The sequence below is a fragment of the Dethiosulfatarculus sandiegensis genome (assembly GCF_000931935.2).
GTDB classification, from domain to species: Bacteria; Desulfobacterota; Desulfarculia; order Desulfarculales; family Desulfarculaceae; genus Dethiosulfatarculus; species Dethiosulfatarculus sandiegensis.
Map to the genome: position 1 here is coordinate 1 of NZ_AZAC01000021.1, position 22,512 is coordinate 22,512.

The 22,512-nt window shown below is 56.3% G+C and carries 24 protein-coding genes; 1 reads left to right on the forward strand and 23 read right to left on the reverse strand.

The window, feature by feature from the left end; all coding sequences use genetic code 11:
• Window positions 1-321: IS256 family transposase (locus tag X474_RS14740; RefSeq protein WP_044349962.1), on the forward strand; the 321-nt coding region annotated here is incomplete at its 5' end.
• 177 nt (window positions 322-498) lie between these two features.
• Here X474_RS14740 and rlmB read toward each other — a convergent pair.
• The 23 genes from rlmB to X474_RS14850 form a co-directional block, all read right to left on the reverse strand.
• Window positions 499-1,242, reverse strand: coding sequence for a 23S rRNA (guanosine(2251)-2'-O)-methyltransferase RlmB (gene rlmB / locus X474_RS14745; protein WP_197282127.1), 744 nt, complete (start codon window positions 1,240-1,242; stop codon window positions 499-501).
• A complete protein-coding gene (gmk, locus tag X474_RS14750) occupies window positions 1,239-1,814 on the reverse strand; it encodes a guanylate kinase (RefSeq protein ID WP_044349963.1) in 576 nt (191 codons plus the stop codon). Before gmk ends, rlmB begins: the two co-directional genes overlap by 4 nt.
• Window positions 1,811-2,083 carry a DUF370 domain-containing protein gene (locus tag X474_RS14755; RefSeq protein WP_353743135.1) on the reverse strand — a complete coding sequence of 91 codons (273 nt, stop codon included), beginning with the start codon at window positions 2,081-2,083 and terminating at the stop codon, window positions 1,811-1,813. The genes gmk and X474_RS14755 overlap by 4 nt, the downstream gene beginning before the upstream one ends.
• A 79-nt stretch (window positions 2,084-2,162) precedes the next feature.
• Window positions 2,163-3,041 (reverse strand): YicC/YloC family endoribonuclease, encoded by an 879-nt coding sequence (locus X474_RS14760; protein ID WP_044349965.1) that lies wholly within the window; start codon window positions 3,039-3,041, stop codon window positions 2,163-2,165.
• 11 nt (window positions 3,042-3,052) lie between these two features.
• Window positions 3,053-3,652 (reverse strand): DUF4416 family protein, encoded by a 600-nt coding sequence (locus tag X474_RS14765; RefSeq protein ID WP_052515244.1) that lies wholly within the window; start codon window positions 3,650-3,652, stop codon window positions 3,053-3,055.
• A 126-nt stretch (window positions 3,653-3,778) separates the two neighbouring features.
• Entirely contained in the window at window positions 3,779-5,089 is a 1,311-nt protein-coding gene (locus tag X474_RS14770; RefSeq protein WP_044349966.1) for a UDP-glucose dehydrogenase family protein, read from the reverse strand.
• Between the two features lie 200 nt (window positions 5,090-5,289).
• Entirely contained in the window at window positions 5,290-6,558 is a 1,269-nt protein-coding gene (locus X474_RS14775; protein ID WP_044349968.1) for an O-antigen ligase family protein, read from the reverse strand.
• A gap of 247 nt (window positions 6,559-6,805) precedes the next feature.
• Window positions 6,806-7,804, reverse strand: coding sequence for a D-glycero-beta-D-manno-heptose-7-phosphate kinase (rfaE1, locus tag X474_RS14780; protein ID WP_044349970.1), 999 nt, complete (start codon window positions 7,802-7,804; stop codon window positions 6,806-6,808).
• A complete protein-coding gene (locus X474_RS14785) occupies window positions 7,794-8,906 on the reverse strand; it encodes a glycosyltransferase family 9 protein (RefSeq protein ID WP_044349971.1) in 1,113 nt (370 codons plus the stop codon). Before X474_RS14785 ends, rfaE1 begins: the two co-directional genes overlap by 11 nt.
• A gap of 2 nt (window positions 8,907-8,908) precedes the next feature.
• Window positions 8,909-10,018, reverse strand: a complete 1,110-nt coding sequence (locus X474_RS14790) for a glycosyltransferase family 4 protein (protein ID WP_052515245.1) — start codon at window positions 10,016-10,018, stop codon at window positions 8,909-8,911.
• Window positions 10,015-11,187 (reverse strand): glycosyltransferase family 4 protein, encoded by a 1,173-nt coding sequence (locus tag X474_RS14795; protein ID WP_044349972.1) that lies wholly within the window; start codon window positions 11,185-11,187, stop codon window positions 10,015-10,017. The genes X474_RS14790 and X474_RS14795 overlap by 4 nt, the downstream gene beginning before the upstream one ends.
• Window positions 11,184-12,179 carry a glycosyltransferase family 9 protein gene (locus X474_RS14800; RefSeq protein WP_044349974.1) on the reverse strand — a complete coding sequence of 332 codons (996 nt, stop codon included), beginning with the start codon at window positions 12,177-12,179 and terminating at the stop codon, window positions 11,184-11,186. Before X474_RS14800 ends, X474_RS14795 begins: the two co-directional genes overlap by 4 nt.
• Window positions 12,176-13,297, reverse strand: coding sequence for a glycosyltransferase family 4 protein (locus tag X474_RS14805; RefSeq protein ID WP_052515246.1), 1,122 nt, complete (start codon window positions 13,295-13,297; stop codon window positions 12,176-12,178). The genes X474_RS14800 and X474_RS14805 overlap by 4 nt, the downstream gene beginning before the upstream one ends.
• 3 nt (window positions 13,298-13,300) lie before the next feature.
• Entirely contained in the window at window positions 13,301-14,362 is a 1,062-nt protein-coding gene (gene rfaQ, locus X474_RS14810) for a putative lipopolysaccharide heptosyltransferase III (protein WP_044349976.1), read from the reverse strand.
• A gap of 3 nt (window positions 14,363-14,365) precedes the next feature.
• Window positions 14,366-14,539 carry a Trm112 family protein gene (locus tag X474_RS25655; RefSeq protein WP_082464392.1) on the reverse strand — a complete coding sequence of 58 codons (174 nt, stop codon included), beginning with the start codon at window positions 14,537-14,539 and terminating at the stop codon, window positions 14,366-14,368.
• Window positions 14,539-15,504 (reverse strand): NAD-dependent epimerase/dehydratase family protein, encoded by a 966-nt coding sequence (locus X474_RS14815; RefSeq protein ID WP_044349977.1) that lies wholly within the window; start codon window positions 15,502-15,504, stop codon window positions 14,539-14,541. Before X474_RS14815 ends, X474_RS25655 begins: the two co-directional genes overlap by 1 nt.
• Window positions 15,501-16,559, reverse strand: coding sequence for a lipopolysaccharide heptosyltransferase II (waaF, locus tag X474_RS14820; protein WP_044349979.1), 1,059 nt, complete (start codon window positions 16,557-16,559; stop codon window positions 15,501-15,503). Before waaF (X474_RS14820) ends, X474_RS14815 begins: the two co-directional genes overlap by 4 nt.
• Window positions 16,556-17,146 carry a D-glycero-alpha-D-manno-heptose-1,7-bisphosphate 7-phosphatase gene (locus tag X474_RS14825; RefSeq protein ID WP_044349981.1) on the reverse strand — a complete coding sequence of 197 codons (591 nt, stop codon included), beginning with the start codon at window positions 17,144-17,146 and terminating at the stop codon, window positions 16,556-16,558. Before X474_RS14825 ends, waaF (X474_RS14820) begins: the two co-directional genes overlap by 4 nt.
• A complete protein-coding gene (gene waaF / locus X474_RS14830) occupies window positions 17,143-18,216 on the reverse strand; it encodes a lipopolysaccharide heptosyltransferase II (RefSeq protein ID WP_044349983.1) in 1,074 nt (357 codons plus the stop codon). The genes X474_RS14825 and waaF (X474_RS14830) overlap by 4 nt, the downstream gene beginning before the upstream one ends.
• Window positions 18,216-19,112, reverse strand: coding sequence for a lysophospholipid acyltransferase family protein (locus tag X474_RS14835; RefSeq protein WP_044349984.1), 897 nt, complete (start codon window positions 19,110-19,112; stop codon window positions 18,216-18,218). Before X474_RS14835 ends, waaF (X474_RS14830) begins: the two co-directional genes overlap by 1 nt.
• Window positions 19,103-20,224 carry a tetraacyldisaccharide 4'-kinase gene (gene lpxK, locus X474_RS14840; protein WP_052515247.1) on the reverse strand — a complete coding sequence of 374 codons (1,122 nt, stop codon included), beginning with the start codon at window positions 20,222-20,224 and terminating at the stop codon, window positions 19,103-19,105. Before lpxK ends, X474_RS14835 begins: the two co-directional genes overlap by 10 nt.
• Window positions 20,214-21,566 carry a 3-deoxy-D-manno-octulosonic acid transferase gene (locus X474_RS14845; RefSeq protein ID WP_052515248.1) on the reverse strand — a complete coding sequence of 451 codons (1,353 nt, stop codon included), beginning with the start codon at window positions 21,564-21,566 and terminating at the stop codon, window positions 20,214-20,216. The genes lpxK and X474_RS14845 overlap by 11 nt, the downstream gene beginning before the upstream one ends.
• The gene (locus X474_RS14850; RefSeq protein ID WP_052515249.1) at window positions 21,563-22,510 is read right to left on the reverse strand and encodes a polysaccharide deacetylase family protein; all 948 of its coding nucleotides are present in this window, start codon (window positions 22,508-22,510) and stop codon (window positions 21,563-21,565) included. The genes X474_RS14845 and X474_RS14850 overlap by 4 nt, the downstream gene beginning before the upstream one ends.
• Window positions 22,511-22,512 lie beyond the last annotated feature (2 nt).

The following is a 22,512-nucleotide window of genomic DNA, read 5'->3' on the forward strand; positions in this document are numbered from 1 at the left end:
GAAAAGTGGGATGGCAAATATTCCACCATCAACCAGTCATGGCGGCGCAATTGGGAGCAGATCAGTCCCTTCCTGTCCTATCCTCACGAAATCCGAAGGGTGATCTACACCACAAACGCCATCGAAAGCTTGAACCGCAGCCTGCGCAAAGCGGTTAAAACCAGGGGCCATTTCCCCAATGATCAGGCCGCCACCAAGCTGCTTTACCTTGCCATCAAAAACCTGGTGGAAAAGTGGAAGAGGCCGCCAAAGGATTGGACCGCTGCCATGAATCAATTCACTATCTTATTTGACGAAAGAATTCGCGCGGTGCAAAATTGAAATCGTAAATCAAATCCGCAATTGGCTCATACACAGAAAACAAGACAGTCTCGCAAAAACTTATCTTTCGCCATTTTTATTTTTCTTTTCAAGAAAGACCGAGAATAAAACTCATGCAAAAAGCCCTCCAGCCACGGGGTTAAACCGTGCGACTGGCCGGGGCTCTCAAACAAGGCCTCAAGACCTTTGCCTGACCACCTCAAAAAGCACCACACCTGCGGCCACCGAGGCGTTTAAGCTCTCCACCGCTGGGGCCAGCGGTAAGGTCGTCAAAAGATCACATTCCTTTAGCAGACGATCCCCCACCCCCTTGTGCTCACTGCCCACCACCAGGGCCAGGGGCATATTCAGATCCAGGTTCCAGGGAGGCTCGGCACCCCTGGTGGCCAGGGCCAGGGCCCAAAGCCCAGCCTTTTTCAATCCTTGCAAGGCCTGGGTGAGGTTGGTGACCCGGCTTACGGCCAGGCGGGAAAGCCCACCCGCCGCGGCCTTGGCCACGGCGGGAGTGAGGGCGCAGGCCCTGTCCTTGGGGATGATCACCCCCTGGGCTCCGACCGCGGCCGCGCTTCTGATGACAGCGCCCAGGTTGTGCGGGTCCTCCAGATGATCGGCCACCACCACCAGGGCCTTGTTTCCGGTCCGGGCCAATTCATCCAAAAGATCCTCAAAAGGCGTGTATTCCTCTTGGGTGAGATAGAGCCCCACTCCCTGATGGGAAGCCCCCTGGGCCAGTTCATCAAGCTTGCGGCGCTCCACCTTTCTGACCTTGACCGCGTTTTTACGGGCCAGGTCCATGATGCGCCCCAGGGCGGGTGATTTGAGCCCCGCTTCAAGCAAAAGTTCGCCAGCCCTGGAAGAGTCCCTTTCCAGGGCCTCGACAACCGCCCTGCGCCCAACTATCAGTCCGGCTTTAGGTTTCACCGGCCTTCTCCCAAAGAGCCCTTGGCAATAATCTCGCAGACCTCTTCTACCGCCTTTTCCAGGTCGTCATTAACAACCCGGTAATCATAAAGCGGAGCCTGCTCCATCTCCAAGGTCACCCTGTCCAGGCGTTTTTTGATCTCTTCTTCGGTCTCGGTTCCCCTTGAACGCAGGCGTTTTTCCAATTCTTCCAGGGAAGGGGGCAGCAAGAAAATCAGGCAGGCGTCTTTAATGCTCTTTCTGATCTGAGCCGCGCCCTTTATCTCAATATCTAAAAAAACATCCTTGCCCTGGTCCATCAGCTCTTCAAGCACCAGGGCGGAGGTGCCGTAATAATTCCCGTAGACTTCCGCGTATTCAGCCATCTCGCCCCGGGCAATACGCTTTTTGAAGTCTTCCACAGAGACAAAGAAATAGTCCTTGCCGTGTTCTTCTCCGGGCCTGGGCTTTCTGGTGGTGACACTCACTGAATAGGCCAGCCGGGGCAGCCTTTGCCTCACCCTTTCACCAACCGTTGACTTGCCGGTGCCCGAAGGGGCTGAGAGTACAAAAATACGTCCCTTTTGACTCATGAATCCTGATCCTCGCCATCAACCAGGGAAAAGGTCTGGTCCTCAAAGTTGGTCTGCTCAAAACGCAGGCTCAAAGTTTCGGTCTGCACAGAACTGAGAATCACGTGGCCGGAATCGGTGAGCACAATGGATCTGGTGCGCCGGCCCTGGGTTGCGTCGACCAGCCTGCGCGCCTGCCTTGCTTCTTCACGCAGCCTTTTCATGGGAGAGCTGGCCGGATTTACTATGGCTAAAACCCGGCGCGCCACCACGGAATTGCCAAACCCCATGTTCAAAAGCTTGCCGCTCACTTTTCCTCTCCTTTGCTCTGTCCTTTGGAAAACTAAAAAACCGCCCCCCTATAAGCGGCTATTCGATATTCTGTATCTGTTCGCGGATACGCTCCAGTTCAGCCTTGATCTCCACCACAAGCTGACCACAGTCCGCGTCCGGGCTCTTGGAGCCCATGGTATTGGCTTCCCGGTTCAACTCCTGGGTCAGAAAATCCAGTTTGCGCCCCACCGGTTCATCCTGAGCCAGAAAAGAACGGAACTGTTTGAGATGGCTGGAGGCCCGGACCTCTTCTTCAGTGATATCGCATTTGTCGGCCATCAGGGCCACTTCAAAGGCCAGGCGCTGGGGATCAAACTCGACGTCTTCGGTAATCTTGGCCACCCGCTCATTGAGCCTTTGCTTATAGTTCTCGACAATCTCCGGGGAGCGCTCCACCACCTGGGCGAACAATCCGGCCAGGGTGTCCAGGCGCTGGTTCAGATCCTGGGCCATGCTCCGACCCTCGGTCTGACGCATGGCGGTGTTCTCTTCCAGAGCCTTTTCCAAAGCGGGCTTTACATCGGCCCAGACAGCCTCCAGATCCGGAGTCTCCTCCTGGGTCTGGATAATGTCCCGATTCTCCAGAAAAGGAGCCAGGCCGGGATCTTCCGTAACTCCCAGTTCCCGCTTAAGCGCCGTGAGCACCTTTTTGTACTCATTTACCAGGGGCTTATTCAAAACCAGGCTCGGTGGAGCTTCCACCACTCCATTGGCCTTGATGCTTAAGTTGACCCTGCCCCTGGCTATGCGGCTGGAGACAAGCTTTTTGATGCGGTCTTCCAGGGCGGTCAAGCTGGGTGGAATGCGGAAATGCAAGTCCAGGTAGCGGGAATTAACAGTTTTAAGTTCAGCCACCCAACTACCTTCTGCCACCGGGTTCTCGCCCCGGCCAAATGCGGTCATGGATTTGGGCAATCTTTTCCTCCTTAGAAATTTTGCTCTTTTAGCTGCCAGAGCAGGCGTTTGCGCACCCTGCCCAAAAAGCCCCTGGTTTTGGGCAAAGCATAATCAGGGTATGTCCAGGGCAGGCAGACATATTCCCCGCATTCAAAAACCAGGGTAAGCTCGGCATGGATTCCCGGTTGTACGAAGATGCGGTGAGGAGCATCCTTTACTGAAGTCAGGACCAGGGAATCAGGGCTCAAAAAACCGGGGTCCAGGTTAACGATGCGTCTGCCCTTTTCAGCCAGATCCTTTTCCAGACTGCCTGTGATACGCTTTATACTAACCAGCCTGTCCGGAAAAACCAAATCCCTAAAACAAACCAGCCGCTTTTTAAGCCCTGGCCCCATCTCGGGTTCATAATATTTGGTCTGATCAAAAGTGTAGGGCTCCGACAAAAAATCCACCGGACCGAACCTGCGGCAAAGCAGATCCACGGCCCCGGCCATGACGCTTAACTTCGCCGCCATGACTCCCATGACCAATTTTCCCTTTTTCATCGTCACCTGCGCCATGGCGGCCCCTTTTTTCACAAGGCCCGAGTCCTTCAACTTGCCTAAACCGCAGGGGATTTGGCAGGTCATGGAAAGGCTTATCCAACAAAATCAACCGCCTTTGGCTGGCCCTGCCTGCCAAAGGCGGTGATTGAACTCAATATCAAATAATACCATCAGGATATTGTCAGGCAAAAATCCAAAAAGTTTTTTTGCCTAGCCGTTGGGCCTGCCCACACTGAAGTAGTCAAAGCCCTCTTCGCTGACCAGCCTGGGAGGATAGATATTACGCAGATCCACCACAACCAGACCTTTCATCACCGACTTAAGCCTGGCCCAGTCCAGGTTGCGGAACTGGTTCCACTCGGTCATCAAAACCAGGCAATCGGCGTCTTGGGCTGTATCATAAGAGTCTTTGCACATCTCAACCCCGGGCATGACCTTTTTGGCCTGCTCCATGGCGGCCGGGTCATAGGCCTTTACATTGGCTCCCTCACTGATCAGGGAGTTTAAAATCTCCGTGGCCGGGGCCTCGCGCATATCATCGGTATTAGGCTTAAAGGCCAGACCCAGGCAGGCGATGTTCTTATCGGCCACATCCCCGTCCATGGCGTCTTTTATCTTTTGGGTCATAATGGCCCTTTGCCTGGCGTTTACCTCCATGACCGATTCCACGATCTGGAAGGTATAGCCTTCTTTCTTAGCCAACTTGGCAATAGCCGCAGTGTCCTTGGGGAAGCAGGACCCGCCAAAACCGGCGCCCGCGTGCAGGAATTTGGGACCGATGCGACCGTCCAAACCCATGCCCTTGGAGACCACGTTCACATTGGCTCCGGTGAGTTCGCAGATATTGGCCATCTCGTTGATAAAGCTGATCTTAGTGGCCAAAAAGGCGTTGGATGCGTATTTGACCAGCTCGGCGGTCTCGATATCGGCGATGACAAAGGGAGTTTCAATGAGGTACAGGGGGCGATACAGATCCCGCATAATAGCCTTGGCGCGCTCGTTTCTGGCGCCGATAACCACCCTGTCAGGGCGCATGAAGTCTTCAATAGCCGAACCCTCACGCAAAAATTCGGGGTTGCTGACCACATCAAACTCAATGTGTTTCTTCTGGTTTTCGTTGATCAGATCTTCCACCACCTGACCGGTGCCCACGGGCACGGTGGATTTGGTGACCACGACTTTATAGTCTTCCATGGTCTCGCCAATGGAGCGGGCCACTTCCCAGACATACTTGAGGTCTGCGGAGCCGTCCTCGCCTTCGGGCGTGCCCACGGCTATAAAGGTCACCAAGGCGTCCTTAAGGCCTTCTTTCAGGTCCGTGGTAAAGGTAAGCCTGCCTTCGCGGCTATTCTTGGTCACCATCTCTTCCAAACCCGGTTCATAAATGGGAACCTGGCCCTGATTCAAGCGGCGAATTTTATCTTCATCATTGTCTATGCAGACTACATTGTTGCCAAACTCGGCGAAGCAAGTGCCCGTGACCAGGCCCACATAGCCCACGCCGACCACGCAAATATTCATTCTAAGTGTATTCCTTTCACGCCCGGCCGTTGCCAAGCCCAAAAAACCGTATTCAAATCATCGTGCGAGATGGCTGTCTCAAGTTTAAAAGCCGGTGTCGCAGTGAGGAACTATACCGTAAAACTGGTAAAAATTCCCGTACCAGGTTCGAACCAATGCGTCGGAAATTTATCTACCCGTAATAGGGGGGAATATGCTTTTCATTCAAATGTCGCCCGTTTGTATTTTTGTCGGGCCTGCCTGGCTGCCAGGGCCAAACCGGCCACCAGCCAGAACATCAGCGACGAGTCGTCACAAAAGAAATCATCGGTCAAGTTGCGCATGGCATAGCCAACCACACTTAAAAAACCCGCCATGGAAAAACAGCTGAGCCAGTTTCCCTTAGCTGGCGGGGAGTTGGGCCACAAGCACCAGACAAGCACCGCGAAAATCAACAAAATGGCAGCAAGGCCCTGTACACCGGTTTGCAAGGCCAGATCCACAAACATGTTGTGGGCATGCCACAAAAGAGGCTGGTGGGTTCTTCTGAACTCGGGGAAGGATTTGGAAAAGCTGTGCCTTCCCAGGCCAATGCCCTGAAAAGGCCTTTGCTTCATCTGTTCATAGGAAAAATGCCAAAGCGTAAGCAGGTCACCGGTGGTGCCTCCCACCTGACCGGGCTCCTCAAAAAGGGCGTCCCAGCTTTCGCCGTGGCGGGAACCCGGCAGGGTGAATAAAACAGCCACCACCAGGAAAAAGCCGATTACCATGATCAGGGCAGCGCGCAGACGTTTTTTACTTAGCAAAAAAAGCCCCAGGCAAGACAAGGCCGTAATAGCCAGCCAGGCTGAACGGCTGTAGGTCATAAAGACCAAAAAGAGGGTAAGCCCAAAGAAAACAGGCCAGGTCACCCAGGGCTTGGGCGCCTTCACCACTCTGGGAGCCAGGAACAGAAACGGCCAGACCGTAACCAAATAGGTGCTCAGGCTGCCATAGCCGTTATGCAGGGAGCCGGCCCTAACCGCATGGGTGGTCAGGCTGCCTCCATCCATAAAAAACATTACGATCCCGGCTACGACCATGATGGCCAATCCGACCAGGAAAGTGCTCCAGAGTTGGCGGGCGTTGTCTTCATTTTCCAGGAAATGAAAACCCGTGTAAAAAATCACCAGGCCCTTCAGCACCTCGGCCCTGAGCTCCCGCAGGGAATAGGCGAAATCCACCGCCCAGATCAGGCTCATTGCGGCGGCCAGGGCATATAAAACCAGGGGCCAAAACAACGGCCCCGGCCTGAAGGTTCTTTGTTTGGAAAAAGAAAGGTCCAGGGCCAAAAAGGCCGCAGCCAGAGCCATGGCTATCTCCCTGGCAGCGGTAACCGCCTCCCAGGGCATGATAATAACCAGGACCAAGAGAAAAATCCTGGCAGCCCGAAAAAAGAGCCCCGGCAGAAGCACCTTGTTTTGAAAGGTCACAGCCAGACTGTTAGCCACTAAAAAGCCCCTTTGCTTTTAACCGGAAGCCTTTTCCAAAAGGGCTCCCAAGGCGACCCAAAGACACAATCCACTAAAATCATTTGATTTTCATGAACCACAATAGGCGGATCACTCAAACCACCCAAACTAAAACCTTGTGGAGTTTTAAACATTTACCAAAATCATCTTTTAGCAAATTCAAGACGGAAAATCCAAGGGTGGTTTTTCCTGCACCCATCTAAACCTTGCATATAATCTGTTTTTTTTAAGCATCTGCCTTATGTTGCAAGGCCTGCAAAAGCCTGCCCGCAGTAACGGCGGAAGTGCCGACCTCGCCCACCACCACACCGGCGGCCAGATTGGCCAGGACCGCCGCGTCGGCCAGGTTAAGGCCGCTCACCATGCCGAGCGTCAGGGTGCTGATCACCGTATCCCCCGCCCCGGTTACGTCAAAAACCCTCTTGGCCGCCGTGGGGATGTGAATCTCTCCCTGGGGCGAAAAAAGGGTCATACCCTTTTCCCCCTGGGTGACGAGTACAGACTCGAAACCATAATCCGAAAGGAGCTTGAGACCGGCTGTTTGCACGCAATTCGGCAAATCCTGACTCACACCGGCTGCCTGGAGCGCCTCCACGTGATTCGGGGTCACCAGGGTGGCTCCTTTGTATAGGGAGATATTCGGCACCTTGGGATCGACCACCCATGGTTTGTCATGCTCTTTGGTGAGCTTGGCCACACAGGAGACGACCTTGGGATTGATCACGCCCTTGGCATAGTCGCTGACAATCACCGCATCAACCTTGGGAAGCACATCCTCCAGGATTCGGCACAGGTTGGCCACTTCCAGGTCGTCCAGGGGCCTTCGGTTCTCCCGATCCACCCTGACCACCTGCTGGCTGTGGGCCACCACCCTGGTCTTAACCGTGGTGGGCCTTTTATTGCATTTCAAAAGGCCAGTGGTCTCACTCTCCAAACCTCCCAACAACTCACATACCTGTTCGGAGGCGTGGTCTGTTCCCACCACTCCGCAGAGCACCGCATTGCCGCCCAGGGCAATGATATTGTGCAGCACATTGGCCGCACCGCCCAACATATGGGTTTCGCTTTCAACCTGAACCACAGGCACCGGGGCCTCGGGCGAGATGCGCCCCACGCTGCCCCAGATAAAACGGTCCAGCATAACATCACCCAAGACCAGAACCCTGGCTTGGGAAAACTTTTCCAAAGCCTCGGCCAGGCGCTCTTCGCTATATTTATAATTCATCTGTATTCCTCATATGTTTCTCGACCTTGGGGGCCAAGGATTCAAGCGCGTTAAGCACCTGATCCAGGCGGATATCGCTTACGTTCCCCCCATTGACCACAATGCTGTAAGGGGCCTGCCAGGGGCTCCACACATCGGTCTTGGTCCTGCCCCATAATATCACCTGGGGGGTTCCCACGCTGGCGGCCAGATGCATGGGCCCGCCTTCGGCGGTGATGAATACCGAGGCCCGTTTGATCATGGCGGTGAATTCCTTAAGGCTCCTGGACCAGTAAACCAAAGGCACCGGTTCTATTCCGGCCAAAAGTTCCCTCACCCACTCACCGTCAGCCGGAGCATGGGTCACCACCACCTTTTCGCCCCGGCTTATAAGCTGCTGCACCAGGTCCCGGTAATTCTCCGAAGGCCAAAGCCGGTCCGGGCGATAGGCCCAGCGGGTGATATTCACGATAACGGGTTCAACCGCTTTGTCAAACCCTTGTTTTTCCAGAAAAGTCTCGACCTTTTCCCCTGACAGGGGGGGAATCGCCACGAAAAGCTCCCCAGGCTCCATATCAAGGCCCAAAGCCTTTAGCATGTAAAAGCAGCGTTTAACCTCATGCATGCCCTCGGGTGGCCAGTCAACCGGTATATTATAATAAAACCCCCATTTTTTCCGCTTTCCCCGGGCTTCGGGTCCCACCCGCCACCTGGCTTTGCTGGCATAGTTGAGCCAGGCCTGGGAAGAGGAAAAACTGGACCTGAAAGATATGGCCAGATCATACTTTTGTTTTCTGATCAAAGACTGCACCCTGGCCAGGCGTAAAAGGGATTCAATTTTGCCGTATTTTTTATGCTTGGCTTTGGGATAGACATAAAGCTCATCCAAGGCCCGATGACCCTTGATCGCCTCCTCGGCGAGGGTGCAGACCAGGGCGGCTATATGCGCGTTGGGAAAGGCCTTCCTAAGGGCATCCAAGGCCGGGGTGGTGCAGATGACATCGCCGATGTTGTCATTTCTGACCACCAGAATCTTTTTTACTGCCGAAGGATCGAAACCACCCGGCTGATCCTTGGGCCCGCCCAATACCAACAGATTATAAAGACCGGATAAAAAAGACAAATCTACCCCTTCATGGCCTTTTCAATGTTCTGGGCGAAGTTATCCCAATTGAAACGTTCCCTGACCAGTTCCCTGCCCTTGACGCCCATTTCCCTGGCCTTTTTGGGCTTTTTCAAAAGGCTTGCCAGGGCCTTGGTCACTTCCTCCACGTCCTTGGGCCGGGTCAGGATGCCTGTGGATTCATCGACCACCTCAGGCACCCCGCCCAAGCGGCTGGCCACCACCGGCAGTTCACAGGCCATGGCCTCGGCAATGGAAAGCCCCAGGGCCTCTTCACCGTGGCTGGGAAACACCGCAATGTCCCCCAGGGCATAAAAGGCGGGCAGGTTCTTGGGGTCCATGAAACCGGCCATTTGCACCCGGTCGCCAAGCCCCATTTCCCTGGCCTTTTTCTCCAGATCCAAACGATAAGGGCCTTCCCCGGCCACCACCATCTTGAGGTTGGGCCATTTCTCCCTTAATGCGGCCATGGCCTCCATGGCGTATTGAATCCCTTTCAGAGGCACCAGCCGCACAGCGCTCACCAGCACCTGGTCTGATTCTTCCAGGCCGAAACTTCTCAACATGTCAGGGTCCGGGGCAACCGGGCGAAAAGAATCCGTATCCACGCCCGGATAGTCAACCCTGACCTCCAGGCCGCTGGCCTTTTCAATCTGGGAGGCGTTAAAGGCGCTCACTGCCCCCAGGTAATCCAGCTTTTTGCCCAGAAAGGTGAAACCGGGGTAAAACTCGGTTCCCCCGCTGTAATACCCTATCCTGGCCTTGCTTCCCCTGGCGGCCCAGAGCACCGGGGCCAAGTCATAGGGTTTGAAGATGAGAATCCGGTCATAGTCGCCTTGCCTTAAATCGGCAACCGCATTTCGGGCAAAGGAAAACCTCTCCATCAGCTTGCGGAACCTGGACCCCCAGTTGGGGTATTCATCCCGGTTTTTATGGTCAAAGGTCTTTACAGTGAGTCCCTGGGCGGCAGAAGGCAAAGGCCTTTGGCTTTTCCCCCCGAAAAAGTGGACCTCATGCCCCTGATCAGCCAGACAGCGCCCCAAACGCCAGGCAATAGTCTCCATGCCTCCGCTTTTGGTGGTGCAGGTCAGGTTATATATGGCCCATTTCAATTGCTTAACTCCTTAATCACGCTGATCATGGTCTGGGCGCGCTGCTCCCAGGTATATTTTCCCGCTGTTTTTTGGCCCCGCTGCCCCAGGCTCGCAGACAGCTCCGGCTTTTCGGCCAAGTTATCCATGGCCAAAGCCAGGGAGTCGGGGTCATCCGGGGTGAACAAAACAGCGTCTTTATCCGGTTCAAGTACAGCCCTGGCCGCGGGTAAATCCGGAGCGATCACCGCGCAACCGGCAGCCAGGTATTCAAAAAGCTTAAGCGGGCTGGTGAACTCGGCTGAGATGCGCATGGCGCCCGCCCCGGGCCAAACCGCGACCCGGGCCCTGGAAAGCAGCTCCCGCACCTGATCCTGACCGGCCTTGGCACGTAAAACCAACCTGTCCTGTACAGAAAGTTTGTCCGCCAGTTCGCTGACCCTTTGCCAATCCCGGCCGTTTTCTTCACCACCTAAAATCTCAAGGCGCGTCTTTCTGGTTTTGGCCAGGGCCCTGAGCAAAAGGTCCACCCCTTTCCAGGGGGCCAGGCTGCCCGCATAGGCCACCAGCCCAGGTTGCCTCCGATTCTCCAAAGGCAGAAAAAAGGCCCGGTCAACCCCGGAGGGAACCAAGGGCAAGGGACCTGATTCCCTCACCATCGGGGCCAAAGCCTCGGCCAGGGGGCTGGATATGGCAGCCACCTTGTCCGCCCCTTTAAGCACCCTTTTTTCCATAGCCTCCAGCCGGGCCAGTTTTTCAGGGTTCATCCCCTCTTCCCGTGCGGTCTGGCTGAAGATCTCATGAGCCTCATATACCAGCCTGAGCCCATGATTTCCGGTGTGAGCCAATAAAAAATCGGCTAATTTCAAATGTCTCACCCAAACCGCATCCACGCCCCGGCCTGCCAGACGCTTAAGCCGGGCCAAGGCGCAGGAGTTATAGACTCCATGATGATTGAAAGGCAGGGCCAGGCCGGGTCCGGTCTGGGCCATGAATACAGGCTCTATCCTTAAATTCGGGACGGACTTCATACCCAGGTCGGCCAACCGGGCCTTAAGCCCCCAAAACCGGCCCACCACAAAATGCACTTCACAGCCTTTTTCAGCCAGTGCTCTCATGGTGGCGGCCCCGGCCCTTACCCTGGGCAGGTCCCTGCCCCAATGCTCAGGATACAGCCAAGCCAGTCTCACGATTCTTTTCCCTTGAGGGAATCCAGCATGACCGAGGCCACAGACAACACCTTTTCCTTATCCAGGGCCCGCATGCAAACCGGGTCCTGACAGGCCTTGGTCAGGCATTTTTCACAAGTCCTCGGTGTCTCCAAAATACGGGAGCCGGGCAATATGGGCCCAATCGTTTTGGCATCGGTGGGGCCGAACAGGGCCAGAACCGGCCTGCCCACCGCCTGGCAAAGGTGCATGGGGCCGGTGTCATTGGTTATCAGAAACTCCACCTGGGCCAGAACCGCGGCGCAAAGCCTCAAGGGCAGGCCCAAGGCGTTCACCACCTCTTTTCCGGAGGCGTTTTGCACCTCTTCAGCCAGGCCGGATTCACCGGCGCTCCCCACCACCAGGCAAGCGGCCTGCTTTTCGGCCAGGCGCCCCGCCACCCAACCGAAATTTGACGCGGGCCAGGTTTTATAGATCTGGGCTGCACCGGGACACAAGGCAACCAGTTTTTTATCCTGAAGGCCCCGATCGGCCAGCCAGGCCCGGCCGGCATAAAGCTCCTCTTCGCTCAAATACACCTGCATGGGCTCAGGGTCGGAATCCGCCCCAACCAAATCGGTTAAATTAAGCCTTTTCTCTATTACATGCTGGCTGGGGTCCGGAACCATGGCGTAGAGCCTCTTAGCTTTATTTTCCCAACCTTGCAGGTTCCAGGCCTGGTCATAGCGCAGAAAAGACAAAAGTTTTCTTACATCGCTGTTGGCATGGAGCACCACCACCCGGCTGTATTTGCGAAAGCAGAGCTTACCCCCCAGGAAAAGACGCACCAAGTCATTGTTGCGATAGGAAAAAAGCTGTTTTATATGGGGATTCCCCTGTAAGAGGGGAAGCCTTTTTTGATGCACCAAAACATCCAGATCAAACTTCCGGCCCAGAACCGATAAGGCGGGGGTGCACAAAAGGGTGTCCCCCAAGGCGGTGGTGCAGACTGCCAGGGCGCGCTCTTTTTTCATGACCCCTGTCCACCAGCCATAGAGGCCGCCTTTTCCATCAACTCGGCCGTACGGCCCACCATATCCTCCAGGCTGGGGAGATCCGGCTCAAAGCGCCCTTTGAACTCCATGGCCCTGGATACGGCCAGGCCCAGATCCTCTATATCGGCCGGGTTTTTGAGTACAAATCCGCTTTTACCGTCAACCACCAGTTCGGAAGCCCCATTTTTGCCGGTGGTGACCACAGGGGTGCCGCAGGCCAGGGCTTCAAGGCAGGCATTGGCGCAAGGGTCATACAAAGTCGGCAGGCACATCACATCGGCCAGGGCCAGAAGCTCCGGCGCATCCGCCCTGCCGCCCAAAAACTCAACCCTTTCCTGAACCCCCTGTCTGGCGGCCAGGGCCTTGTAGCGGCTTATCCTGTCCCTTCCGGCCACTAAAAGCCTGGCTTGCGGAACCTTGGCCAGGGCCCTTATGGCAAAAGAGAGCCCCTTTCGCTCAAAACCGGAGCCCAAGAACAGAATGGTCTTTTCCTTTTCACCCAAACCCAGCTCAGCCCTTTTATCACTGATCTTACCTGGTTGGGAGGCCAAGATATAGGGGGTTTTTTCCACTCCGTTGTAAATGACCGCCACCCGGTCATCGCTTAGGCCAAAGTGTTTTTTCAGCTCCTCCGCCACCAGACGGCTGTTGGCAATGGCCACCTTCAGCTCAGGGGCGGTAAAGGTGCGGCGCTCCAGATCCAGGATCGCCCGGTGCCTTGGCAGCACCTTAAAGGAAAACCGCTTTAAGGCGGATTCATAGGGGGACCTGTGTTCAAGCCAGGCCGCGTGACACCCGTCGCCCGCCCTTAAAAGGGGGCTGCCCGGGACCCGGTCCAGGGAAAGAAAGGTGTCAAGGCCCAAAAGTTCCATCTGCACCCTGGCGGCCACCCCGAAATCCACGGCCTGGGAGCTGGGAGTGCTCTTGTCCACAAAAGCATAGTGCACATTAAGCCCCGGCGGACGATGACCGGTCCAACTGGTGGTCATCACATGGACCTCATGTCCCCTGTCCAAAAGGCCCTTGGCCAGCAAAAGAAGGCTTTTTTCAGCCCCGCCCGCCTGGTCGTATTTGAATCTGATAAGTCCCAGACGCAATGTTCACGTCCTTTCCAAGAGCCGGTCCACCGCCCGGATCACCATTTCAGGAGGCATCTCGGTAAGGCAGCGGCTCACCTTGGAGCCTTGGCAACCGTCCCTGCCGCAAGGACGGCAATCCATATCCAGGGTGACCACCTCGCTTGGCACCTGCCAGGGGCCCCACATTTTTTCCCCGGAGGGTCCGAAAAGCACAACCACCGGAGTGTTGAGACCGGCGGCCATATGCATCGGCGCACTGTCCACCCCGAAAAAAAGCCGGGCCCTTTTTATAAGTGCGCCCAGCAAATAAAGGTCCACCTTGCCCGCCAGATTCAAAAAGGGCGGTTTTTTCATACACTTTAAAATTTGGTGTGCAAAATCCAGCTCCACCTTGTCCGGGGCGCAGGTAAGCACAACAGGAAGCCCGAGCTTTTCAAGATATTCTATTACCTTGGCATTGCCTTCGGCAGTCCAGGTCTTGAACATCCAACGGCTGGTGGGGTGCACCAGGGCGAAACCGCCCGGTTCAAGGTTGTTTTGGGACAGGATTTCATCCGCCCGGGCCTGGGCCACGGAGCCGGGCTCGAACTTGAGCCCCAGGTCTTTTGGGTGCAGCCCCAGTTCCCTGGGCTGCCGCAAAAAAGTCTCGACCACATGATTTTGGGTGCCCCTGGAATTAACCAGCACATGAAAGGCGCGGGAGCGGATGTGTTTTTTTTTCGGCTCAAAACCCACCCTCAGGCGGGCAGAGCTGATCAGGCTTAAAAAGGCCCCCCGGTCACCGCCGGAAAGCTCCATGGAAAGGTCATAGCGCCTTTTCCTGAGCTCCTTTATCATCCTGAGCCTTGCAGCCAACAAATTTCCGTTTTCAGAAGCTTTGCGCTCAAGGGTCACCAGATGATCCACCAGGGGGCTATAGCGCACCATGGCCTCGGTGCCCTGGTTGACCACCATGGTTATGGCAAGGCCGGGAAACCTCTCTTTTAAGGCGGTTAAAACCGGAGTGGTGACAAGAACGTCACCTATATGCCCCAATTTGATAACCAGGGCATTTTTGGGATTTGAGCCAGCAGGTATTTCCACAGCCTAGCCTTCCAGGGATTTGGCCTCTTCAATCAGCATTACCGGAATATCGTTTTCTATCCGGTATTTCAAACGGCAGTCAGAACATATCAGCCAATTTTGGTCTGGGCTGAGCTCAACCTGCCCACGGCATTTGGGGCAGGCCAGAATCTTTAACAATTCCCTATCAATCGCCATTATCCCACCACCTTTTGCAATATGGGGAGCATCTCGCTTACCCAGGCATATTCCAATTCAAGGCCCTTTTGCAAGTCAAAGGCAGGGGTGTAACCCAAAATTTCCCTGGCCGAGGAGGTGTCGGCGCTTGTGTTTCTCACATCGCCTTTGGCCACGGGAAGACGGTTGACCTTTGCCTTTTTGCCGATTATGCCCTCCAAAAGCTCGATCACCCGGTTAACCGAAACCCGCGCCCCTCCGCCGATATTAAAGACCCTGCCCTTGGCCTCAGGCGCCAGGGCGGCGGCCACAGTGGCATCCACCACATCGCTCACAAAAGTGAAGTCCCGCGACTGCTCGCCATCACCAAAAAGGCGTATTTCGGCGCCTTCAATCATGGCCCTGATAAAACGGTGGAAGGCCATATCCGGCCTCTGACGGGGGCCATAGACTGTAAAATAACGCAGGCTGACGGTGTCCAGCCCGAAATTGCGGTGATAAAGGCCCGCCAGATGCTCACCGGCCAACTTGGTGACCCCATAGGGAGAAACCGGCCAACAGGCATTGGACTCATGGGAAGGCAGCTCTTTGCTGTCGCCGTAGACCGAACTGGAACTGGCATAGACCAGGCGCTTTAAACCGGTCTCCATTCCCTTTTCCAAAAGGGCCTGGGTGCTCATGACATTGTTGTGGGTATAGACCTGGAAATTGGATCCCCAGGATTTGCGCACCCCTGCCTGGGCGGCCAGGTGTATCACCACATCCACCTGATCCAAAAGGCGATCCAGGTCAGAGGTGACTATATCCTGTTCCAGAAATTCAAAGGCCTCATGTTCCAGGCTGGTTCTGAGGTTGCCATCTTTAAGCTCGCGGGGATAATAGTCGGTAAAACAATCCACCCCGCACACCCGGTGACCCAGGTCCAGCAGTTTTTCACTAACCTGGGACCCGATGAATCCCGCTACACCAGTCACTAATACCTTCATATATGCTCCACAGGCGGACCGTTCTCCGCAGTGTTTTCTGAAACAAGATCAAGGGCGGCCTTGGCAACCATATCCGGAGTCAAGCCTGTCATGCATTCGGGATCAGGGCATTCGCGCCTGAAACAGGGGCTGCAATCAAGGCCCAGGCGCATTATCTTGTGCCCTTTGCCATGAGGGCCGGTGCGCCAGGGAGCAGTGGGGCCGAAAAGGGCCGTCACCTTGGCTCCGACCGCGCCGGCCAGGTGCATGACGCCTGTATCGGTGGTCACCACGGTATTGGCCAAGGTCATTAAAGCGGCAAGGTGCTTTAAATCGGTATCACCGGCCAAGTCCACAAGCCCACTGCCCAGGTCGGCCATTTCGGCTATCTTTGATGTCACCTGCCGGTCGGCGGCAGATCCGGTCGTAATAAGGCGCAGACCCTTTTGGGATAGGATCTTGGCCAACTCGGCCCAGTGTTCTTCAGGCCAGAGTTTGGATTCCCACTTGGCAACCGGATGCAATACAACCAATGGACCGTTAACATGGCCGATCAGATCCCTGACCCGGGCCAAATCCGCTTCTTGAGGAGCAAGGCCAAATTCTACCTTTTGCGGCCTGGGAACATGCAAAGGCTCAAGGGTGTCCAGATAGCGCTCAAGGGCCGGACGGTCCGGGTCATAGGGCGGCAGGCGATGGTTCAAGGCGCGGGCGGCCAGGGGTTCCTTGCCCCCGCTGAAACCGACCTTTACCTCCGCCCTGGCCAAGGAGACAAAGATAGCACTTTTCAAAAGGCCTTGCAAGTCAAGCACATAGTCGTAACGATCTCTGCGCAGGCGACGCAAAAAGGAGCTAACCACCTGGATATAACCGTTTTTTCCCTTACCGACCAAATAACGGGGAGATATGAGCACCCGGTCCACGGCCGGATGCCCCTGAACCAGTCCCACAGAGGGAGACTCCACCAGCCAGTCCAGTCTGGAGTCGGGCCAGTGTTTCTTTATGGCCATGGCCACGGGCAGAGACTGCACCACATCGCCCAAAGCGGACAGCTTGACGATCAATATCCTTTTCAAGCCCGCTCCTTTGCTTTTTTATGGGCGATAATCCACTCGGCCGCCTGCAAAAGGCCATGGGCAACAAAATCCGGGGTGTGGCTGGGGTCCTCGGCCGGGCCGTCGTCCTGGCCCGTGGTGACCATCAAGGAGGTGCAGCCCGCGGCCAAGCCTGCGGCCACATCCCGCTTTCTGTCACCGATCATATAGGAGGAGCCTAAATCAAGCCCCATATCCTCAGCCGCCCGCAAAAGTAGTCCGGGCAGGGGTTTTCTGCAGCCACAGACCTTGGAAAAGCGGGGGACCTTACCCTCTTTGGGATGATGGGGGCAGACGTAATAGGCGTCCAATGAGGCCCCCTTTTGGGCCAACATCTCATCCAGGGCCCGGTGGACCTGCCCCACCTCTTCCATACCGTATATACCCCGGGCAACCCCGGACTGGTTGGTCACCACCACCAGGGCAAAACCGGCCTGTTTAAGCTTTATAAGTGCCTCGGGCACCTGGGGCAAAAGGTTCAAGTCCTCCACCCGGTGCAAAAAATTAACTTCCCTGTTTATGGTGCCGTCGCGATCCAAGAAAACCGCGGGCCTTTTTGGGTTGCTCAATTCATAACCTCCGGGCCTTTGGCCAAAAGCCCGCGCGCGGCCAGGGCCACGTCTTCGGGACTGATAACGGTAAAGCAGCGCATATCCCTGGGACACACCGGTTTTTTGCAAGGGCTGCAATCAACCGGTTTACACACCAGGGCCGTCCTGGGCCCCTTGGCCGAGGTGGTCACCGGGTTGGTGGAGCCAAACACCGCCACAGTGGGCGCTCCCAGGGCAGCGGCCGCATGCATCAGCCCGCTGTCATTGGTGATAAAAAGATCCAATCTCTCCAACAAGGCCAGGGCCTGACCCAGGCTGGTGGCTCCGGCCAGGTTGAGGGTTTTCAAATCGCCCAGGCCTTGGGAAACCTCTTGACAGGCCTTTTGCTCGCCTTTACTGCCAAACAAAAGCACAGTCTCAAAACCGTCTTGCTCCAAAAGGCGCGCCGCAGCGCTGAAGCGTTCGGCAGGCCAGCATTTGGCCGGGCCAAAGGCAGCGCCGGGTGCAAGCCCCAAAAGCCTGCCTTGGGCTCCCTTTTCGGCCAAAAAATCCCCGGCCCAGAGCCGATCCTGTTCCAAGGGGCAAAGCTCGGGGCAAACCCCTTCCGGTAAAGGAGCCTGATCAATCAGCCCCAGTTGATACAGCACATTCAGGTAATAGGAAGTCTCATGGACTGAGCGATCCTCTTTGGTGCGGGTCACCGGATGGGTTAAAAGCATCTTCCTTGCGTCTGAGTCATAGCCCAAACGCACCGGTATGCGGGCCAGAAAGGCAATCAAGGCCGCCTGAAAGGCGTTTTGAAAAAGCACGGCCCAATCATAGCCGCCCTTTTTAAGCTCGCCCACCAGGGCAAGCCCGCCTTTGAGGCCCTGGTGCCTGGTTTTGGCTTCATACAAAACCACGTTTTTAACCTCAGGGCAAGCCTGGTAAACCGGGGCCACCCAGGGTTTGGCCAGTACATGCACCTCTGCCCGGGGGCAGGACTCGGCCAGGGCCTTTACAGCCGGAAGTGTCATCACCGCGTCCCCCACCCAGTTGGCGCCCCTCACCAGGATGCGCCGCACAGAGGTTTTATCCAAGGGGCGCATCAATTATTCTCCCTGGGCCACTTATGATAAGGCCGGGTCTTCCAGCGCTGGTGCAGCCAGAACCACTGCTCCGGCTTTTGACGTATGATCCCCTCCAGCACCTTGGTGTAGTTCTGGGTGTTTTGCCACACATCCTTGGTTTTGTCGCCTGTCTTCACCAAGGGAACTTCTTCCCCAAAATACACATCAAAAAGCCCGTCATCAGCCCGGTGGCAATAAAAGGGGACCACAGGAGCCTTGGTGCGCAGGGCCAAAAGGGCCAGGCCCTTATTGGTGCAGGCCGGGCGGCCGAAAAAATCCACCCATTCGCCGTCATACCAATCCACATTCTGGTCCAGGAGCACGCCTATGGCCTCTTTTTTCATAAGACCCCGCAGAATGCGGCGGGCGGAGTTGGCCTTGGGCACCACCTCGTGCCCTGTCTTGGTGCGCCAGGAATTCACCAGCCGGTCGGCCGGGGGCCAGTCAATGGGACGCGCCACGACCGCTGCGGGGCCCAGGGCATGCCCAGAGGCTACGCTGGCCCATTCCCAGTTGCCGATATGACCGGTGAGTAAAAGCACTCCGGTTTCACGGAAGCTTTTAAGGCGCTCAGGGGGAAGGCCGTGAAACCTGGTTAAGGAAGCGATCTTTTCCGGGGGATAGGCCAAAAGCTTGGGTATCTCCATGACCACCTTGCCCAAATGGCGATAGCAGTCAAGAGAGGTCTTTGTCACCCATTCCCGGCTTTTTTCCGGAAAGGACTCAGCTATGTTTCTGAGGATTATCTCTCTATGGCGCTGATCCAGCTTAAAGCCCAGACTGCCCAGCCCTTTGCCGAAAAACCTGGCCAGGGGCAAGGGAGGCAAGGCAACCCCCAAAACACCTAATCGCAACAAATGGTAGGCTATATCCAACTACGGGACTCCCAATTCTTGAGCCCCCAGGTCAGGAGACTCTCCAACACCCGGGGTCCTTTTTCAAATTCAAGTTCAAGCCGAGTAACCAGAAGCCCGGCCCCTTGAGGCGTTTCAGGCAGGCGCATGCTGTCCTTTTCACTGGTGACCAGGGCTGTTGCGCCCAAATCTTGGGCCTTTTGCCACAGATCACGCATCTCCGCAGATGTAAAGGGATGATGATCGGAAAAGGCTTCCATGCCCTTAACCTCAAGTCCCAGGGAAACCAGCCCTTGAACAAACGCCTCGGGCTTACCCAGGCCGCAAAAGGCAAAAACAGGCATGCCCGCCAGTTTTTCCTCCGGCAAAAGGTTACCGTTTTCATCGGCCAGGCCCTTTAAACGGTGAACACAACTCAAGACCGGGCCTGTCCCCCAATGGGAGCGCAGCCATTTCCTGGTGTTGGCTGCGGCCTCCGGGTCATCGGCATGGGTCAATACTATGGCCTGAGCCCTCCTTATACTGGTCCAGGGCTCTCTCAACACCCCCCGGGGCAGAATTTTACCATTTCCCAAAGGCTTTCGGGCATCCAGGGTGAGGATATTCAAATCCCGGTGTAGCCTTCGGTGCTGGAACAGATCATCCGCCACCAAAACCCTGGGGCCCAGGGTGAGCAACACCTCCTTGCCGACCAGATACCGGTTGCGCCCCACCGCCACAGGGGTCTTGAGCAGCCGGGCCATCAAGAGGGGCTCATCACCCGCCTGGGAGACGTCCAACAAAGGCTCCCCGCCTTTTGAGACCCAGTTCACCTCATCGGTTGCCTGGCCCTTGTATCCCCTGCTGATCACACATGATTTTAGTCCCAGGCGCTTAAGGGCCCGGACAATCTCCATGACCAGGGGGGTTTTGCCGGTGCCGCCCACAGTCAAATTACCCACACCCACCACAGGCGCTGGCAGCCTGCCCGCTTCAGACAGACCAAGGTCATAGCGCAGGTTTCCCAGGGAGGCCCCAAAGCCGTAAAGCCCGGCGGCCAGGCCCGCAACCAGGCGCAGCCCCTTCAGGGCCGGGGAATCGTCGGTTTCCCCCACTATACGCTGAAAAAGGCTTTCCCCGGTCTTAACGGCCATAGCCCTCACCTGATTGCAAATCCGGCTCTTTATGAGAAGGGTCGGGGTGAATTCCGTCTTTTTCTCTTAAAAGCGCCCCGGCCTCCAGGACAGCTCTTCGCACTGCGCCCTGATGATCCAGGCAAAACCGTCTTGCCCTGCGCCCCATGTCATGGGCCTTTTGCGGATTGGCCAGTATATCCCCCCAAAAAGCGGCCAGTTCATCAGAGTCCTTGACCCTGACTCCGCCCCCGGCCTTGGTGAGCTGCTTAGCCATCTCCAGAAAATTATACGTGTGGGGGCCATAGGCCACCGGAACCCCCTGGGATGCGGGCTCCAAGAGATTGTGCCCGCCAAGGGACTGCCAGGAGCCTCCCACAAAGGCCGCCTCGGCCAGGGCGTAGGCAGCTGCCAGCCTGCCGAGTACATCCAGGATCACCACATCGGCTGCGGCATCGGAATTGTTCAAACTGGCCTGAACGCTCTTCAAGCCCAGTTGCGACGCCTGTTCGAAAACCACCGGCCCTGTATTCACATCCCTCGGCGCCAGGATAAGGGCAAGTTCGGAATGATCCTTTTTAAGGCGGGCAAAGGCCTTTAAACAAGGGCCTTCCTCTCCGGGATGAGTGGAGCCGGCCACCAGCACCTGCCTGCCCAAGAGCCCCATTTCCCGGGCCAGGGTCTGTTTTTCCCCTTGGGTCAAAATCTTTGGCGCGGTGTCGAACTTAAGGTTGCCCCCGACCTTGAGGCGTTTTGGCCGGACCCCCACCTGAGCCATGCGCTCATAGTCAACCCGGGTCTGCAAAAGGATGCGGTCAAAACCGTTCAGCATGCCCCTGGCCAAGGGAGCGAACCGGCGATAGCCCTTGAAGGTGCGGGGACTGACCCTGCCGTTGACCAGCATGCGAGGCACCCCCCGGGCAGCCAAAGACCACTGCCAGTTGGGCCAGATGTCACCCTCCACCAAACAAAACAGCCCCGGATCGATCCTATCGATCAAACGGTCCACCGCCCAGGGCAGATCAAGGGGCCTTACAAGAAGCAGGACCTCGGAATCAGCTCCCAAGGCCTTTTTCGCTACGGAATGCCCCTGGTCAGTTGCCACACTCATAATCAGGGGTCGGCCGGGAAAAGCCTCGCCCAAGGCCTTTAACAAAGGCAGGGCCGAGGCCACCTCACCCACGCTTAAGGCATGGACCCAGATGCCTCCCTTTTCCTGTTTGGGCGGCAGCCAGCCCGACCCCAGGCCCAGGCGAACCTTGGCCAGGCGGCGAAAACGCTTTTGGGCCAGGCGCGGAGCCAAAACCGGAGCCGCGGCTGCCAGGCCCAGGCTTACAAACAGGTTGTAGGCCAGGCGTTTCACTTATCATTCTCCCGGGGAGCGAAACCCTGTTCCAGGGCCATATCCCCGGCCCGGCCGGGAAGTTCGCCGTAATAATAACCCAGGGCGGGTGGTGTTGTTTCGGAAAGTATGCGGTCCGCCGTTTCTATAAGGCGCTCGAAAACCACGCCCCGATCAAGGAGCCTTTGCAGAAACTCCTTTAACACAAAGGCCATTTCCCTGCCCTCCACCTCGCCGTGCAGGGTGAAGACATTGAGTTTTTCCGGCTTCACCAGATCAGCCAGGTATTTGGCCGCGTTATTCCTGGTGACCCCGTTTCTGCCCAGGATCTCGTCCAAGGTGGGCAAGGTGGTGGGTATCTCCAGCAAGGGCAGAGTCTTGTCCTTAAGGCGCGGGAAAAAGGCCCTGACTCCCCTGGTGGTGGAGACATGACGCACGCCTATGTCAAAAAGGGCCTCAAAGGCCTGGTCGGTTATCTGCCAGCCGGGAGAGGCAAAGGTTCCGGGCCAGAAACCGGTTATGTCCTCGAAAAGCCCAAAGGCCAAACCCAACTCCCGGCTTAGCCTGGCCCGGCCCATGCGGCGCAGGCAATCGTGCCAGAACACATGATCCCAGGCATGAATCCCCACCTCATGACCTTCATTGATCAGCCGGTTAGGTAAATTCGGCGCGGCCTTGGCTATGATCGGGCCGGGCAGCAGAAGTCCGTAGAGCATGGTCACCGGGCCATAGGCCGAAGCGGCCCCGGAGCGCATCTGCTTGGCTAAAAAGCCCGGACGGAAAAGCCTTTTCAGGGCCCGGCCGGAATTATCAGGCCCCATGGAAAGAAAATAAGAGGCCTTAACTTTTTTTTCAGCCATCAGGTCGGCCAGGTTGCGCACCCCGTGGATAAACCCGACCTTGGTATCCACATCAACCTTGAGGGTCACCCTGGTTTCGGCCGTTTGGCTAATTTGCGTCTCCAACT

Coding starts and splice junctions, on each gene's coding strand:
- X474_RS14770 (WP_044349966.1), bottom strand. CDS start 5,089: ATGAATATTTGCGTGGTCGGCGTGGGCTATGTGGGCCTGGTCACGGGC.
- gmk (WP_044349963.1), bottom strand. CDS start 1,814: ATGAGTCAAAAGGGACGTATTTTTGTACTCTCAGCCCCTTCGGGCACC.
- X474_RS14765 (WP_052515244.1), bottom strand. CDS start 3,652: ATGACCTGCCAAATCCCCTGCGGTTTAGGCAAGTTGAAGGACTCGGGC.
- X474_RS14755 (WP_353743135.1), bottom strand. CDS start 2,083: ATGGGGTTTGGCAATTCCGTGGTGGCGCGCCGGGTTTTAGCCATAGTA.
- rfaE1 (WP_044349970.1), bottom strand. CDS start 7,804: ATGAATTATAAATATAGCGAAGAGCGCCTGGCCGAGGCTTTGGAAAAG.
- lpxK (WP_052515247.1), bottom strand. CDS start 20,224: ATGGCCGTTAAGACCGGGGAAAGCCTTTTTCAGCGTATAGTGGGGGAA.
- X474_RS14815 (WP_044349977.1), bottom strand. CDS start 15,504: ATGAAGGTATTAGTGACTGGTGTAGCGGGATTCATCGGGTCCCAGGTT.
- X474_RS14800 (WP_044349974.1), bottom strand. CDS start 12,179: ATGAAAAAAGAGCGCGCCCTGGCAGTCTGCACCACCGCCTTGGGGGAC.
- waaF (WP_044349983.1), bottom strand. CDS start 18,216: ATGCGCCCCTTGGATAAAACCTCTGTGCGGCGCATCCTGGTGAGGGGC.
- X474_RS25655 (WP_082464392.1), bottom strand. CDS start 14,539: ATGGCGATTGATAGGGAATTGTTAAAGATTCTGGCCTGCCCCAAATGC.